This is a genomic window from Tessaracoccus sp. MC1627, assembly GCF_014164725.1.
Lineage (GTDB): Bacteria > Actinomycetota > Actinomycetes > Propionibacteriales > Propionibacteriaceae > Arachnia.
Window position 1 is genome coordinate 35,175 of the sequence record NZ_JACJGA010000002.1, and the last position, 13,223, is coordinate 48,397.

28 protein-coding genes are annotated in these 13,223 nt (G+C 68.7%); all 28 read right to left on the reverse strand.

What is annotated here, in order from left to right; translation table 11 throughout:
• Positions 1-8: 8 nt before the first annotated feature.
• A complete protein-coding gene (locus H5399_RS05115) occupies positions 9-389 on the reverse strand; it encodes a hypothetical protein (RefSeq protein WP_182781974.1) in 381 nt (126 codons plus the stop codon).
• A 154-nt stretch (positions 390-543) separates the two neighbouring features.
• Positions 544-1,014 (reverse strand): AAA family ATPase, encoded by a 471-nt coding sequence (locus H5399_RS05120; RefSeq protein WP_182781975.1) that lies wholly within the window; start codon positions 1,012-1,014, stop codon positions 544-546.
• 4 nt (positions 1,015-1,018) lie between these two features.
• Positions 1,019-1,333: a hypothetical protein gene (locus H5399_RS05125; protein ID WP_220490856.1), complete on the reverse strand. Its 315-nt coding sequence runs from the start codon at positions 1,331-1,333 to the stop codon at positions 1,019-1,021.
• Positions 1,334-1,400: 67 nt separating this feature from the next.
• Positions 1,401-1,793 (reverse strand): hypothetical protein, encoded by a 393-nt coding sequence (locus H5399_RS05130; RefSeq protein WP_182781976.1) that lies wholly within the window; start codon positions 1,791-1,793, stop codon positions 1,401-1,403.
• 36 nt (positions 1,794-1,829) lie between these two features.
• Positions 1,830-2,570 (reverse strand): hypothetical protein, encoded by a 741-nt coding sequence (locus H5399_RS05135; protein WP_182781977.1) that lies wholly within the window; start codon positions 2,568-2,570, stop codon positions 1,830-1,832.
• Positions 2,571-2,764: 194 nt separating this feature from the next.
• Entirely contained in the window at positions 2,765-3,097 is a 333-nt protein-coding gene (locus tag H5399_RS05140) for a hypothetical protein (RefSeq protein WP_182781978.1), read from the reverse strand.
• Positions 3,098-3,320: 223 nt separating this feature from the next.
• On the reverse strand, positions 3,321-3,668 hold the full coding sequence (locus H5399_RS05145) for a hypothetical protein (RefSeq protein WP_182781979.1): 348 nt from the start codon (positions 3,666-3,668) through the stop codon (positions 3,321-3,323).
• On the reverse strand, positions 3,668-4,333 hold the full coding sequence (locus H5399_RS05150; RefSeq protein WP_182781980.1) for a hypothetical protein: 666 nt from the start codon (positions 4,331-4,333) through the stop codon (positions 3,668-3,670). The genes H5399_RS05145 and H5399_RS05150 overlap by 1 nt, the downstream gene beginning before the upstream one ends.
• A complete protein-coding gene (locus H5399_RS05155; protein ID WP_182781981.1) occupies positions 4,330-4,587 on the reverse strand; it encodes a hypothetical protein in 258 nt (85 codons plus the stop codon). Before H5399_RS05155 ends, H5399_RS05150 begins: the two co-directional genes overlap by 4 nt.
• Complete coding sequence (locus H5399_RS05160) at positions 4,584-5,123, reverse strand: crossover junction endodeoxyribonuclease RuvC (RefSeq protein ID WP_182781982.1); 540 nt, start codon at positions 5,121-5,123, stop codon at positions 4,584-4,586. The genes H5399_RS05155 and H5399_RS05160 overlap by 4 nt, the downstream gene beginning before the upstream one ends.
• Entirely contained in the window at positions 5,120-5,443 is a 324-nt protein-coding gene (locus H5399_RS05165; RefSeq protein WP_182781983.1) for a hypothetical protein, read from the reverse strand. Before H5399_RS05165 ends, H5399_RS05160 begins: the two co-directional genes overlap by 4 nt.
• Positions 5,443-6,009, reverse strand: a complete 567-nt coding sequence (locus tag H5399_RS05170; RefSeq protein ID WP_182781984.1) for a hypothetical protein — start codon at positions 6,007-6,009, stop codon at positions 5,443-5,445. Before H5399_RS05170 ends, H5399_RS05165 begins: the two co-directional genes overlap by 1 nt.
• Positions 6,006-6,317 carry a hypothetical protein gene (locus H5399_RS05175; RefSeq protein ID WP_182781985.1) on the reverse strand — a complete coding sequence of 104 codons (312 nt, stop codon included), beginning with the start codon at positions 6,315-6,317 and terminating at the stop codon, positions 6,006-6,008. The genes H5399_RS05170 and H5399_RS05175 overlap by 4 nt, the downstream gene beginning before the upstream one ends.
• Entirely contained in the window at positions 6,314-6,568 is a 255-nt protein-coding gene (locus tag H5399_RS05180; protein ID WP_182781986.1) for a hypothetical protein, read from the reverse strand. Before H5399_RS05180 ends, H5399_RS05175 begins: the two co-directional genes overlap by 4 nt.
• Positions 6,565-7,518: a hypothetical protein gene (locus tag H5399_RS05185; RefSeq protein WP_182781987.1), complete on the reverse strand. Its 954-nt coding sequence runs from the start codon at positions 7,516-7,518 to the stop codon at positions 6,565-6,567. Before H5399_RS05185 ends, H5399_RS05180 begins: the two co-directional genes overlap by 4 nt.
• A complete protein-coding gene (locus H5399_RS05190) occupies positions 7,515-7,688 on the reverse strand; it encodes a hypothetical protein (protein ID WP_182781988.1) in 174 nt (57 codons plus the stop codon). Before H5399_RS05190 ends, H5399_RS05185 begins: the two co-directional genes overlap by 4 nt.
• A complete protein-coding gene (locus H5399_RS05195) occupies positions 7,681-8,250 on the reverse strand; it encodes a hypothetical protein (RefSeq protein WP_182781989.1) in 570 nt (189 codons plus the stop codon). Before H5399_RS05195 ends, H5399_RS05190 begins: the two co-directional genes overlap by 8 nt.
• Positions 8,247-8,495, reverse strand: coding sequence for a hypothetical protein (locus tag H5399_RS05200; RefSeq protein ID WP_182781990.1), 249 nt, complete (start codon positions 8,493-8,495; stop codon positions 8,247-8,249). The genes H5399_RS05195 and H5399_RS05200 overlap by 4 nt, the downstream gene beginning before the upstream one ends.
• A complete protein-coding gene (locus H5399_RS17905; RefSeq protein ID WP_255422075.1) occupies positions 8,492-8,623 on the reverse strand; it encodes a hypothetical protein in 132 nt (43 codons plus the stop codon). The genes H5399_RS05200 and H5399_RS17905 overlap by 4 nt, the downstream gene beginning before the upstream one ends.
• On the reverse strand, positions 8,620-8,922 hold the full coding sequence (locus H5399_RS05205) for a hypothetical protein (RefSeq protein WP_182781991.1): 303 nt from the start codon (positions 8,920-8,922) through the stop codon (positions 8,620-8,622). Before H5399_RS05205 ends, H5399_RS17905 begins: the two co-directional genes overlap by 4 nt.
• On the reverse strand, positions 8,919-9,302 hold the full coding sequence (locus H5399_RS05210; protein WP_182781992.1) for a hypothetical protein: 384 nt from the start codon (positions 9,300-9,302) through the stop codon (positions 8,919-8,921). Before H5399_RS05210 ends, H5399_RS05205 begins: the two co-directional genes overlap by 4 nt.
• A complete protein-coding gene (locus H5399_RS05215) occupies positions 9,299-9,775 on the reverse strand; it encodes a hypothetical protein (protein WP_182781993.1) in 477 nt (158 codons plus the stop codon). The genes H5399_RS05210 and H5399_RS05215 overlap by 4 nt, the downstream gene beginning before the upstream one ends.
• The gene (locus tag H5399_RS05220) at positions 9,772-10,068 is read right to left on the reverse strand and encodes a DUF4406 domain-containing protein (protein WP_182781994.1); all 297 of its coding nucleotides are present in this window, start codon (positions 10,066-10,068) and stop codon (positions 9,772-9,774) included. The genes H5399_RS05215 and H5399_RS05220 overlap by 4 nt, the downstream gene beginning before the upstream one ends.
• A 64-nt stretch (positions 10,069-10,132) precedes the next feature.
• Complete coding sequence (locus H5399_RS05225; RefSeq protein WP_182781995.1) at positions 10,133-10,987, reverse strand: DUF2303 family protein; 855 nt, start codon at positions 10,985-10,987, stop codon at positions 10,133-10,135.
• Position 10,988: 1 nt separating this feature from the next.
• The gene (locus H5399_RS05230) at positions 10,989-11,366 is read right to left on the reverse strand and encodes a hypothetical protein (protein WP_182781996.1); all 378 of its coding nucleotides are present in this window, start codon (positions 11,364-11,366) and stop codon (positions 10,989-10,991) included.
• Between the two features lie 13 nt (positions 11,367-11,379).
• A complete protein-coding gene (locus tag H5399_RS05235) occupies positions 11,380-12,090 on the reverse strand; it encodes an exonuclease domain-containing protein (protein WP_182781997.1) in 711 nt (236 codons plus the stop codon).
• Positions 12,090-12,404: a hypothetical protein gene (locus H5399_RS05240; protein WP_182781998.1), complete on the reverse strand. Its 315-nt coding sequence runs from the start codon at positions 12,402-12,404 to the stop codon at positions 12,090-12,092. Before H5399_RS05240 ends, H5399_RS05235 begins: the two co-directional genes overlap by 1 nt.
• Positions 12,401-13,207, reverse strand: a complete 807-nt coding sequence (locus H5399_RS05245) for a recombinase RecT (protein WP_182781999.1) — start codon at positions 13,205-13,207, stop codon at positions 12,401-12,403. The genes H5399_RS05240 and H5399_RS05245 overlap by 4 nt, the downstream gene beginning before the upstream one ends.
• Positions 13,208-13,223: the final 16 nt, after the last annotated feature.

Here is a 13,223-nt window from a genome sequence, read left to right on the forward strand (position 1 = left end):
CACCGCCCTCAGGAAACGACGCTCAGGGGCTGGCCGAGGCCCTTCCTCATGTCATTCAGCGCCTGCTGTGCAGGGGAAGCCGTGGGTGCCGGCCCCGGCTTGGCCTTCTCGGCCGCCGGCGGGACCAACTGCAGCGACTCCAGGTACTTGAGGAAGCTCGGGAGCGAAGTGTTGTCGTTCGCCGGGACCGACGGGCGGGCGCCTCGCGCCTCGGACTCGTGCGCGTCCTCGATCGCCCACTGCACGATCGTGTCCCAGGCGTCGATCTTCGCGGCCAGGGCACGGGCAGCGGCAACCGCGCCGGCGTGCTTCGGCTCCAGGTGCGTCGCGGTCATAATCGAACGGTTCAAGGCGCCCAGGACGGTGGTGTCGTCGAAGCTTTCAGGCATCGGAACCTCCGTATTCGCACACTTCCTGAGGATTCTCGCGCGCGACCCCCGGATCGGCATCTTCGGGGAGAGAGGACTGCTCCCCCCGAAGCTCGTCCCCCCCGACCCCTAAGGCTAGATTTTTCACAGGATTGGGCGCGAACTATTCGAACACTCACCACCAGTCGGTGATCCCGGCCCCCAGGTCCGCCGGCGCAGACTTGTCGGTGTTCGATTCTTCGATCACCGCAGCCCGTGGCGGTGTAGGCGGGTTCAGGTACCAGCGATGGATGGCGTTGATGGCCTCGTCGGGCCTGCCTGCTCGTCGTGCCCGCTGCAGCGTGACGGTCTGTCCGGGATCGACCAGTAGGTACTGGGATCCGGGGTGCTCCCGGGTGATCTGGGTACGGAGCCATGTGTCGATGACCCACGCATCCACGCCAAGGTCGATGGCCTTACGGATGGCGGAGGCCCGGGCTGCACCTGCAATGCGCTTGATGTGCTCGGGGTGGTCGTGGTCATCGGGGGAGCCCAGTGCAGCGCAGAGGGCGTCCTGGTCGATGACGACGTCGCCGGGCTTGCGGTGCTCGTTGACGTGGGTGGTCTTGCCGCTGCCCGGGGGCCCGTACACCACGACGATGGTCACGAGGTCACCACCACTCGTCGAGCGCTTCACCGAGCCCGGGGGATGGGGCGCGCTTGCCGCGGCTGCTGTTGCAGTTGAAGTGGCTGTGGCGGAATCCGGTCACGTCCTCGAGGAGCTCGGGCGCGTCAGCGAAGGGCGTGTAGTGGTCGAGGTTGTGACTGTCGGGCGTGGTACTGGGATCGGCCACGTAGTCGATGCGCTGCTTGCACAACCAGCAGTTGGCCAGGTGCCGGGTCGCCGGGTCGGCATCGAGCCGCCGGCCCTGTTCGAAGAACTCTGCGCGGAGCTTCTTCATGCGGCGGGAGTCGGGGCGCCTCATGTGATCCCTCCGGGTATGCGAAACCCCCGACACCTTGGGGGGGCGTGTCGGGGGCTCGGTCGCCAGCTTAGCGCGACCGGCTCTCGCGCATTTGGCGCGCCACTCCGCCCGGCTTGGCACCCCATCGGTCGTCGTAGCCTGGGCGATCCCTGTACTGGTAGGCCAGTGTGAGTAGCGCGAACTGGAGCCCCGCGAGCTCCATGCGCAGCATCTCCGACTCTCCGGCCTGGAACATCCTGTCGGCGTTCAGCTGTCGCTTCAGCGTCGTCTCGTACTGGTGAGCAAGGGTCAGCTTGGAGTTGCCCGACCGGCGCAGATCCTCCGAGTTGCCTGAGGGTGCTCGGCCTTCACCGGGAACGGCCTTCTCGATGCGCTTGGCGCGCGACAGTTGCTCGATGGCCACAGACTTGACGAAGGAGGTGAGGGCTTCGTCGTCCCGGAAATCGTTGCGAATCGCCACTAGAGACACTCCTGCCGCCGCCATGACCATACCATTTCAAAACCTCCTGAGACGAGTAGCAAGCACCACGGCGTCGAATGTCGCGTACAACAGGCTCCGGTCAGACACCACGCACCCCACAGCCTCTAACGCATCACCGTTCTTACACCATCGCCTGAGCGTCTCACGAGGGATCTCCAGTGCACGGTGGAGCTCCGTGAGGGTGGCGAGCCCGTCGACCTCCAGGCCAGCTCTGGCGAGTCTCTGCTCGACGTTGGCTTCCCAGGCCAGGAGTGCGGCCAGCCTGTCGTACACGGCCCGGTCATGGACGGCGCCGCAGGTGGAGCACCAGACGTCGATCTCGCCGGCCGGGATGCGGAGCGTCTTCTGGTGACAGGCAGGGCAGGACACGCCTACGCATGGCCGGTCCGCTGGTCGCCACGGCGCGACCAAGTGGGCGCTCTCGATGGCCTCGTGCAAGTCGTCGATCATCTCGGCCGCAGGGGCCCAGCGAGCGAGCGCCTCGATCCGCTGCCGCAGCCAGCGAGCTACCGTCTCGGGGGTGGTGTCGAGTGGTCCGCGGAGATGGTGGTGTTCGGCGACGCTCACGGCCCACTCGTAGAGCTTGACCTGCAGGTCCGACATCGCGCAGGCGGCGTCCACGGTACGGTCCATCGACTCCGTCCGGCCGCGAGCGCCGTCGCCAGGGCCCCTCAGGTGCTGACCCAGATTGGCGGCCAGCCAGGCGGCGACGGTCGCGACGGACTCCGCTCTGCGCTCCGCCTCCTCGATTGGCATGGCCGGCCCGATCAGCGAGACCAGCCGACCGTGGCAGTGTCGGCACAGAAGACCGAGCTCGGCCAGGCGTGGCCGACAGCCTCGACACTCCTGGTCGATGCACTGGGCGAGATGGCCGTCGGCACACCCGCTGGCACAGTAGGCAACAGCCCCGGCGAAGTCAGCCGTCAAGTGGTCGGCGTCGGATCTGCTGCTCACGTTGCGTCCTTCCGTGCCGCGCGGATGGCGGCGATCTGTTCGGGGGTTGCTTTGGGGGTGTCGGCGTAGCGGTCGTGCCAGGCGGGCAGTGCCGGTGCGACGCCGGGCTGTCGTGTGGATGCGAGGTGCCACCAGGGGCCGTCCTCGCGGAGCCGTGCCGGCGTCTTGGTGGCGGGGTCGTAGGCGACCCAGACCATGGCGAGGTGGACGTCTCGAGGTTGTCTGTCGCGGAAGTCGGCCAGGACGGTGACGATGGATGTGCGCAGCCAGTCGGGTCGTATCGCTGTGGCGGTCTCGGCGATGCGGATGGCGTCTTCTCGGCTCATCATCGGCGTTGCCGCCAATCAATCGCCTCGCGCGTTGCAGTCGTTTGATTGGATGCAGAAGCAACCAACCTCAGAGCGAGAGTCCGGTAGGTATATACGGGTCGGGTCGGGACGGGACGGGACGGGACGGCGTGACAGGTGCGTGACATGGACGGCGTGACAGGTGCGTGACACCCCGCGTGACATGTCACAGCGTCACGCGTGACATGGGCGTGACAGCGTGACATCAGGCACCCTCTTTCGCTCTGGCCCGGGCTCGCTCGCGGGCGTCCTGTTGGCGCTTCCGCCAGGCGGCCCGGTCTGCTTCCACGTCCTCGCGGCGGGGGTTTCGGCCCTCCCAGTCGTGGAAGCGCCAGCCGCCCTCCATCCGCTCCCAGAGCCCGGCATCCACCAGGGCTTTCGCGTCGGCGGGCTTGCCGCCCAGGGCGACGAGCATGTCGGCTGGGATGAATCCGTCTGTGAGTTGATCGCCAACCCAGCTTCCAGCGATCACCCACAGCCCCATGGCGCGGAGCCCGGCGCGATGTCTCTTCGGGTGGGAGTGGAGCTTGTCGTCCACTTTGAACCAGGCCATCACGCCGCCTTCGTCTTGGGCCCGGGGGTGCCGACGAATGCCAGCTCGACGCCTTGGCGGGTCAGCTTCCAGCGGCGGTGGCGGATGTTCTCGGCACTGCGGCCGGGCAGCAGTCGTGCGGCTTCACTGATGCTGTGGGCCGCGACAATGGCGTCCTCGTCGGCGGTCCAGGGGACACGGGGAGCGCGTGGCTCGATGGCTCCGCTCTTGCGCAGTTGCTTGCGCCGCCACTCCACGGCCGACTTGCTGGCCCCGGTGAGCCTCATCGCGTCGTCGATGCTGCGGGCGGCGAGGATGGCGTCCTGCTCGGGGGTCCATTCGAAGTTCTTGCCGCGCGCCTGGGCGACGCCGAGGTGGGCGCGGCGTCGGGTGATCGTGGTGGGCGACACACCAACGGCGCGGGCCGCTTGCGACGGCGGGAGAGTGCGAACCAGATCATCCTCAGCTTCGGTCCAGGTGCGGCCCTGGTTGCGGTCGGCGGGCGGCTTCCTCTCGGGCTTGCGAAGCCTGCACCGGTGGGCGGCGGCCGCGGCGGCGTCCTCTGTGTCATGGGGGCCGTTGAGGTGGTTGCAGTCGTCGCACAGGTTCCACCAGTCGGAGGTGGCCGAGGGCTGCGGTTTGGTGGACAGCTGGTTGACGGCGGACCACAGGCGGAAGACGGTCATTTGCACCATCCCCTTCCGAGGCAGACGGGGCAGGCTTTGGCGACGCGGCCGTAGGCCTTGCAGGACGGGCAGGCGGCGCCCCAGTTCGCGCGGTGGAGGTCTTCGCAGATGGCGGAGTGGGCGCGGGCCCTCAGCGCTGCGGCGAGGCGGTCCGCCCAGTATCCGAACTGCGTCTCGCACCCCTCGCACCAGAAGCCCCAGGACTGCACGCGCCGGGGGCGACCCACCTTGACGGCGTAGCGGTAGGTGCTCACGACGGCCACCTGACAGCGGCCATGGCGGTCTGGTTGAGCTGGGGCACGTCGTCGATGGGGTGCTCGAGGTGGCGGGCGCCCATCGCGGCGAGCACCAGGGCGTCGGCCATGTTGTTGTCCCGGATGTCGACGTGCGGGTAGCGGCGGGCGACGGCGAGCAGCACGGCGTCCTTCGCGGCGTTGCCCTTCCCGGTGGCGTACTTCTTCAGGGTGGTGGGCGACACCTCGGCCATGGGGGTGATCTCCTCGCGCCAACCCCAGATCGCGTCGACGACCATCCACCAAAGCCCCGATCGGTCGTGGTGGTGGCCGGTGGTGCGGGAGAACGCGGGCTGCTCGATGACGACCAGGTCGATGGGCCCGGTGGGCAGGTGATTGCACAGGATGTTGGCGACGAGGTTGTGGAGCCGCGAGTGACGGTCGGCGAAGCTGTCGCCGGACGGCTTGCTGGTGATGGTGCGCACTGTGATGGTGTCGTCCTCGATGAGGGCGAAGCCGGTGGCGGTGAGACTGAGGTCCAAGCCGATGACTCTCACAGGAGGACTCCTTGGTCGGGGTTGATGCGGGCGGCGAGCACGCTGTCGGGGCTGCCGCTGAGGGCGCTGGTGGCGAACGTGAGCGCGGCCGCGAGCGCGTCGTCTCGCGTGGGGACGGGGCCGTTCCACGAGGAGGCCGATCCGGAGTAGTCGGAGACCTGGGCGTAGCAGCGCCAGGCCCATCCGCCGGGGATCTGGGCGATGGAGTACTCGACCCTTTCGTGGCCGTGCTTGAGCTTGCACTCAGGCTCGCGGTTGGCCTTGGCGGGGTCGCGGACCTCGGCCTCCCAGCGGTGGTAGTCGTCGGCAGGCGTGATCATCAGAACAGCACCCCCGCGGCATGGCTGACGGAACCCGAGCCCGGGAACAGGTCTTCGAGCTCGTCCAGGTGAGGGTCGAAGCCCAGCATGTCGAGCACCCAGCGGGTCCAGGCGGGCGGCTTCGTGCCGACGAATCCCGCCATCGGATGGGGCGCGCGGAGGACATCAGGGACGGTCATGCCGGCGATGGCGGCTCGTCTGCCGTCGGGGACGCGGACGAACACGGCCTCCCATGTCGAGCGGACTCGGGCGCCGTCGGGGATCGCATTGGTGACCTGCCAGACGGCGAGGCGTGCGCCGTGCAGGTCGGCCGCTCCGATGATCGGTGCGAGGGTCTTGCTCGAGGCGGCGAGAGCCCACCCGTCGTACTCGCGTTCCATGTGGGACATGAGCGCGATGTGCGCTATCGGGTCGTCCCAGCGGGCGGCGTCGGGGTGGTACTCGACGGAGTTCGGTCCTCGGCCCTTGGTCCGTGGCTGGTGTCCGGGCCACTTGGTGGCACCCTTGCCGCCGTACCAGAGCGCGGCCCGGCCGAGGTAGGGCGGGTCTGCGATTGCGAGTCTCACAGCAGGGCTCCTTGGTTGGTTCCGTTGACGGCGGCGGTCATGTCGTCGACTGCCTTCCGGGCGGCGGCGGTGCGGTCGATCTGGCCGAGGAGCTCGTGGACGGCATCCCGGCGGCGGGGGTCCACAACCACCAGCGACTGGAGGCACTGGAGGATCACGGGGCGATGGCGGATGAGGAGGTCGGCCAGGGCGTTGGTTTCGCGGACGCGCTGGTTGGCTGCCTTCTCGAGGCGCCCGAGTGTGTCGATGGCTTCCTGGGTGCGGCGGTGGGTGCCAGGCGTCCCATTGGAGCCGAGGGAGGGGATCATCGCGTATGCCTCCGCTCTTCGGCGCAGTAGTAGCAGGTGCAGCCGCGGGCGAGGCGGCAGTCGCGGCAGAGTCGCGGGTTGGTGCCGTCGGGCCACTCGTGGAAGCGGAGGCCACCGTCGAGGACGGCGAGCAGCACCCACCGTCCGCGCCCGATGTGTCCGCATCCGCGGCACTGGACCGCCCAGCCGAGGAGGTCCTGCGCGACGATGCCTTCGACGAGGCCGGGCAGGGTGGGGAGCATGGTGCTCATGCCGCTTTCCTTTCCAGGCGCATCTGGCCGTGGTCTGCGTCGCCGACGCGGATGTGGTTGGGGAGCTCGATGCCGTGCCGTTTGGCGAGCTCGAGCAGGTAGGGGCGACTGACCCCAAGGCGTGCGGCTGCTGCCCAGCTGGTGGAGTGGGTGGCGAGCATCAGGCGGATGTCGTCGGGGTGGACGGTGCTGCGGTTGGCGCGCCCGCTAGGGGTTCGCAGTGCGGGGTCCGGCTCGCCAAGGCTGGGGGCGTCGTCCAGGTCGATGTCGTCCCAGGCGGCGGCAGGCTGCCAGCCGTTGCGCTTGGCGAGGCCGAGGGCGCGTGTGACTGATCCGCCCTGGTAGCCGGTCTTCACGGGCGGCGGGGTGTCACACCACTGATCGAACAGTGCGGCGACAGCCATCCGGGTGGATTCGAGGCAGCGGGCGGACTCGCCGTGGACGAGTCGCCACACCGCCAGGTGCCCGATGTTGAGCGCGTCAGCGATGCGCAGCAGCGAGTAGCCGCGGGCGACGAGGGCCTGCAATCGGCGGGTGGTGCCGAGTGCGTCCACTTTGGCGCCGGGCTGGAGTGCGGGGCGGATGGCGTAGATGCGGTTGGCGACGTCGCCGGTGACCTGCTTCCGCGGGGGCCGGTACTCGGGGTGGTCGGGGTGATCGGCCCACTTGCCGTACAGGATGGCGCCGATGGTGCCGGAGCCCTGCCAGCCGCCGGCGCGGGCGATGGTCTTGATGCCCATCCCGGCGTCCATCAGGCTACGGAGGTGGGCGCGGACCGGATCCCCGTCGACCATGTGGTAGCGGCCGTACAGCTTGGCGCGGCGGCGGATCTGCTCCTTGTCGCGGTTGGCGGCGCGGCACACGTCGCAGTGACACTTGTGGGTGATGTAGGTGGCGTACTGGCCGCATTCGTGGACGGCTTGGGGGCAGTGGCAGTCGGGGTGTCTCACAGCAGTGGCTCCCGTCCCGGTAGCGGTTGCACGCCGGCGGCTTCCCATGGGCCGTAGCTGCGGCTGACGTACTGTCGCCCGTCACTGGTGGTGAGCAGCCGGTCGCGGTCGCCGATGGGCTCGATGAGGTCGCCGTTGGGCTGGAGGACGGCGCGGCGGTCGTCACTCATGAGGCGCCTCCAGCGCGCGGCGGATGGCTGCCCTGGTCGTGGCCCACGACTCACCGCCGTAGCCCTCGCTCTGGGCGTCGGCCTCGTACTGCTCGGCCAACTGCCGTACGCGCTGCACGGTGACGCGCAAACGGTCCAGCTCGTCGGGTCCACCCTTGTCGTCAAGGATGTCGAGCACGTCGGCGACGAGGATCGCGTCGCCGTCGGGGGTGTCGATCGGCTGGGTTGCGAGGCGGCGGAGTCGGAGGATGCGGTCGGCGTCAGCGTCGGTGCCATCCAGGGCGCGGATGGTGGCGCAGGGACACATCTCAGCGCAGGCGTCGCACTCCATGAAGCAATCCGGGCAGCCAACTTTGGGGTTGGTGTGCGACGGATTGCCGCATCCCCACCCGCCCACGTGCAGCGCCCGCACCCGCTCGACCGCAGCGGCCAGCCGGTCCCGTTCCTCGGCGGCGCCCAGGAGGGCGCGGAGGTCGCGACCCGGGATGCATGTCGAGTAGGTGCCGGACGTCGCCACCATGCCCCTCAGGATGGTCAGCCGCTCGGGGGTCAGGTCGGTCATGAGTCGGCCTTCCGGACGTGGACCGATAGCTCACGGAGGCGGGCGCGGGACTCGTCGCTGAATCGCCCCCCGCGCATCTCGGCGGCGATCTGTCGCACCTCGTCGCCGCCATAGTCGGTGAGGTCGGAGAGCAGGGGGCCGTCGATGTAGTTGGCGAGATCGGCCAATGTGGTGGGCTCGGTCTCGTAGGGCGCGCCGTCGTCGTCGCGGTTGTCGATGTCTCGCAGGACGTAGAGGTCAGTCACAGTCGCTCCTCCTTGAGTGCGTCGCGGTAGTCGTCCCAGTCGGGGCGTTCGCGGTGGGTGTCGATGAGGGCCAGCAGCCCGGCGGTGACGGCCAGGACGGCAAGCAGGGTCAGCGCTGGGCGGGTCATGAGTCGGCCAGCCGTCGCGGCTCGCTCGGGTGGGTCGCGCCGGGCTCTGGCCCGACGAGCTGCACCCACGCGCCCTTGACGCCGACGGGGAGCGCCCATAGCTCCGTGGCGCTCTCCCTGCGCATGACGGTCAGGGCGTCCTTGAGGTAGACCTGATGCGGAAGCCTGATCCCGAAGGGCTTGAGACCATGCCTCGACGTGGCGAGCACGATGCTGCCCGCGCCATTGAGGTGAGGGACGTGCAGATATGGGCCGAAGTGCGAATTGCGCAGGCGCGTAGTCCTGAGCCGCCGCTTCACGACTCGCCCCTGAGCGCGGACTCGATGGCGGTGACAGTGCCGCATGGCCAGGGGGATGGGACGGCATACCCGGCCGATCCAGTGATGCAGCGCCGACACCTGAAGCCGAGAATGGGGCCAAAGTGCCCCCGCTCATGCTCGGCCAGCACGGCCTCCAGCGCGTCGAGGGCAGCGGGCAGGGAGGTCCGGGCATCGGCGATGAGGTTGGCGTCTCCGGCGCAGTGGTAGAGGCGCGTGATCGCTACGGCCTCCATCGTCGACTGCGCGTCGTGCGGGACAACGCAGTCGCCAGTCTCCCCGGAGAACTCGGCCACCCATGGGCCCTCGGTCGCGGCGTCCAGCAGTTCGCGACGTTCGGCGATCCACTCGGCGGCGGTCATGATTCGGCCCTCGGCGCATCAAGGGCGAGCATCGGGGGCATCTCGTGGAGCTCGTAGGCGTGGGCGATCTGCGGGAGCAGCCAGTCGCCGACAGATGAGCCGTCCGGGAGGACGATGTGCGCGGCGAACTCCTCCTCGAAGCCGACGATGCCGGTATCGACGGCCACGAGCTTGGCCTTGATGACCTCGGCCAGCGCGCGCCATGCCTCCCGGCATCCCTGCTCCCACTGCGCCGCAGCTTGCTCCGGCGTGCGGCTCTTGCCGGTGGGGGTGTGGGTGAATCGTCGCGCAGCACGGTCCGGAAGCCACAGGATGAAGCGCACGCGGCGCTGGCTGGCGGTGAACTGGACCACAGCGCGGGCCTTGTCGTAGCCGTAGGCGAACTCGTCGGCGCCGAACCGCGCCAGGGTGCGCTCGATCTCCGCTCGCGACCGCTCAACGGGCACGCTGGTGCCTGCTGCGTAGCCGCTCATGCCCGTGCCCCGTAGATCCGCATCCCGGTGGCGGTGGCGACCTGGTGCTCCAGCTGGGCGCCGCGGGACTCGCGCCACCCGGTGAGCATGTAGATGGCGTCGGCCTGCATCTGCATGGTGAGCGCCGCCTTCATCCAGCGTTCCCAGGTCCACGAGTCGTCTCCGGGGATGCGGGCCGGGTTCAGGACGCGCATGCCGTTGGAGGCGAGGTGCTCCTCGGCCTCGAAGAAGGCGGGGTAGTTGTTCTCTGGTAGGCCTGTGATCGGGCCTGAGATGTACACGTGCATGTCCATGGTGTCCTTTCTGGTTCGGCTGAATGGGGCGGGCCACCCGCTGGGGGCGGATGGCCCACGCGACTCAGCCGACGCCGTGGTTCACACGCACCGGCACCGAGGCCTGCACTTCGTCGACGATCTGGTTGAAGGCGACCTCCAGGGCCTTCGACGGTTCGGCGAGCTTGATCCCGAGGCGCAGCTGTCCACCGTCGAGGCGGTACCGGAAGCGGGCCAGGATCGCGACGGGCTCCGAGCCCTGGAACGGGCGCAGCACGAGGGTGAGTTCGGCGGGGATCGTCAGGTCGCCCTTCTGCCCGGCCTTCGCTTCGGTCGTCTCGTCGTACTTGAACTTGCGCTGCCCGTTCGCGAGCAGCTCCGAGGACTTGAAGTCGACCTTGGTGCGGGCCTCCAGCGTCTGGCAGATCTCCAGGAGCTTCGCGCCGTCGGGGGCGCCGATACTGGACAGGTGGTCCTCGATGAACTGTGCGAAGGCGAGCTGGTCGACGAGCTTCCCGTCGATCGAGGTCCACTCGGTCCACTCGATGGAGTGGCGCAGTTCGAGGGTGGCGGTGTGGACGCGGTGTCCGTCGTTCCCGTCGAGGACGGCCTTGATGGTGCGGCGGTCGATGTCCGCCCAGAGTTCGAGGCGGCCCACACCGTGGCGGTGGTCGGTGCCGACTGCCTCTCCACCGTTGATGGTGTTGGCGTCGAGGTAGTCGATCAGGGAGCTCGCGTCACGCACGGTGATGCTGCGGCGGATCTGGTCGGGCGACGTCTGCGCGGCCAGTTGGGTGACGGCGCGGTCATAGCCGGGGGTGCGGAGCAGGACGATGCCGCCGTCGGCGTTGCGGACCGCGTAGAGGTTGCCGTCCTCCAATTCGTGAGGCTGGACCGCTTCCTGGGCGTTGTCGATGACGGTGTTGATGTCGATGGTCATGTCAGTTGGCTTCCTGTCTGGTGATGATGTGGGTGACGCCCGGGATTTCGGGCTGGTTCGGATCGCGGCGACTCGCGTTGCCGTGCTGGTCGAGGAAGAAGCTCGTGGTGGGGCGTGCGTACTCGGGGAGCTTGACCTTCACCTCGTCCTTCACTTCGACGCGGCCGACGCCGTTCAGGGCGACGTTGATGGTGAGGGACACGGATCCGGCCTTGCCGGTGTCCTGCACCCGCTGCAGCAGGTCCCACATGGCTTGCGACAGCTCGACGGAGGTGGAGCCTTCCCCGAGCTCGGCCAGGATCTGGCTGAACGGGCGGATCTCCGGGTCGTCGATCACCTCCCCGGTTTTCGGGTTCACGTAGCGGCGTTCAGTGGACATGGGTTTCCTTCCTTCAGGCAGCCGACGGCTGCGCAGTGAATGCCCGGATGGGCCAGTCGGTGGTTTCGTCGTCGAGGGGTTCGCCGCGCTTCCGGCGGTAGGCGGCGAAGGACAGGCGCTGCTCGCGGTACTGGTCGCGTTGCCATTCGGTGAGGGCGTCGAGGTCCATCTGGCCGACCTCTGGGTGGGCGGTGGCGATGCACCAGGCGATGCGGCAGGAGGCGCGGGCGTCGGCTTCCGCGCCGTGCGCGTCGGCCTCGGTCAGCTCGAAGCCGTAGTGCGCGGCTGTCGCGGTCAGGGTGCGCTTGCCCTTCCTGAAGCGATCAACCGCCTTGTCGAGGACGAGGGTGTCCACCACGGGGCCACTGATGGTCAGCGATCCATGCCCGGCGCGCCTCAGCTCGCGATCCAAGGTGGTGAGGTCATAAGGGCTGTTGTGGGAGACGAGGACGGCGCCGGCCGCCCAGGCTGCGCGGATCGCGGCGGCGATCTCCTTGAGTCCGGCGGCGCGGTCGGTGCCGTCGATGCGGGCCATTTCCGTCGTGATGCCATGGATCGCCGTAGCGCCTTCGGGGATGTCGCGGTCGGGCTGGAGGAGCCAGTTCTTGGCGGTCCAGCCGCCGGCGTTGGCGATGCCGACGCAGGCCGTGACGATCCGGGCGTCCTCAGGGTTGGGCGAGTCGGTCTCCAGGTCGAACCCGGCGAGGTGGTCGCGCCAGGTCATCAGAACGCCACCTCATCTGGGTCCGCCTTGAACTCGCGGGCGATGGCGCGTTGGGCGCGCTTCGCCATGTAGGAGTCGTTCCGGTAGGCGTAGAGCTCGCGTGCCTCCTCGGGCGTGGGGGGTGTGGGCATCGGGGCGGTCCCGGACGTCCAGGCTTCACCGGCCGCGGTGATGACCGTCACGAGGCGTTGGAGGTCGCCCCATTCCAGGACGGTCTTGCCGTCGACCATGAGCATGGGCCCGTCTTCGGTGACCCGGACAGCGGTGGCCTCGGGTCCCTGGTAGGTGATGGTGGCGGGCTTGATCTCGCTCATGCCGTCTCTCCCGTCACCGGGTCGATCCACGGCTCGTTCGCGTCACCGAAGCCGCCGTTGACGATCTCGGCCTTGATGACCTCTTCCGCGGGTGCGGTCGTCTCGGGGGCCTCGATCGCCGGGGCGAACACGCGGCCGGCGCGCTCGATGGAGCCGGCCTGCTCGTCGAACGCGACCGCGTTGTGCAGCTGCGTCGACTTCGGGGCCATCTTCAGCACCTGCTTCAGCGCCGTCTTACGGTTCATCCACTGCTCGGGGTCGGCGATGTTCGAGGGGCGCACCTTCCCGCGCAGCGCCTTGATCTGCTCGGGGGAGAACACGTCGAACCAGACGGCGCCGTTCTTCAACCCGACGATCGCGTAGTAGGCGATGACCTTCCCGCGGTCGCCGATGGCGGGCTTATGGTGGAGTCGCGGGGCGAGGCCCTTGTCGAAGTCGAACTCGTCGCGTTCGCACACGTACTCGGCCGAGAGTCGGGCGGCCAGCGGGTGGTTCCAGAACAGCTTCGCGATGCCCTGGTAGCCGATGATCAGCTGGGTTTCGCGGCCGTAGGGGACGAGGTAGCACTCGCCGTTGACCTCGGGCTCCAGGCCCAGCGCGGCGGCGGTGTACAGGGCGCCCACGAAGGAGTCGGGGTCGGTGGCCATCAGCTTCGGGTTCTTGCGGAGCGTCGTCAGGGCAAGGCGGGCGAACCGCTCCGGGGTGACGTGATCGGGCAGGGATTCGAGGATGTAGGGCTTGACGCGCTCGAGCTCAGACAGCACGGTCTTCTTCTCGGGCGGGCGGGTGGCAATGGTGGTCACGATGGTTGTCCTTCCT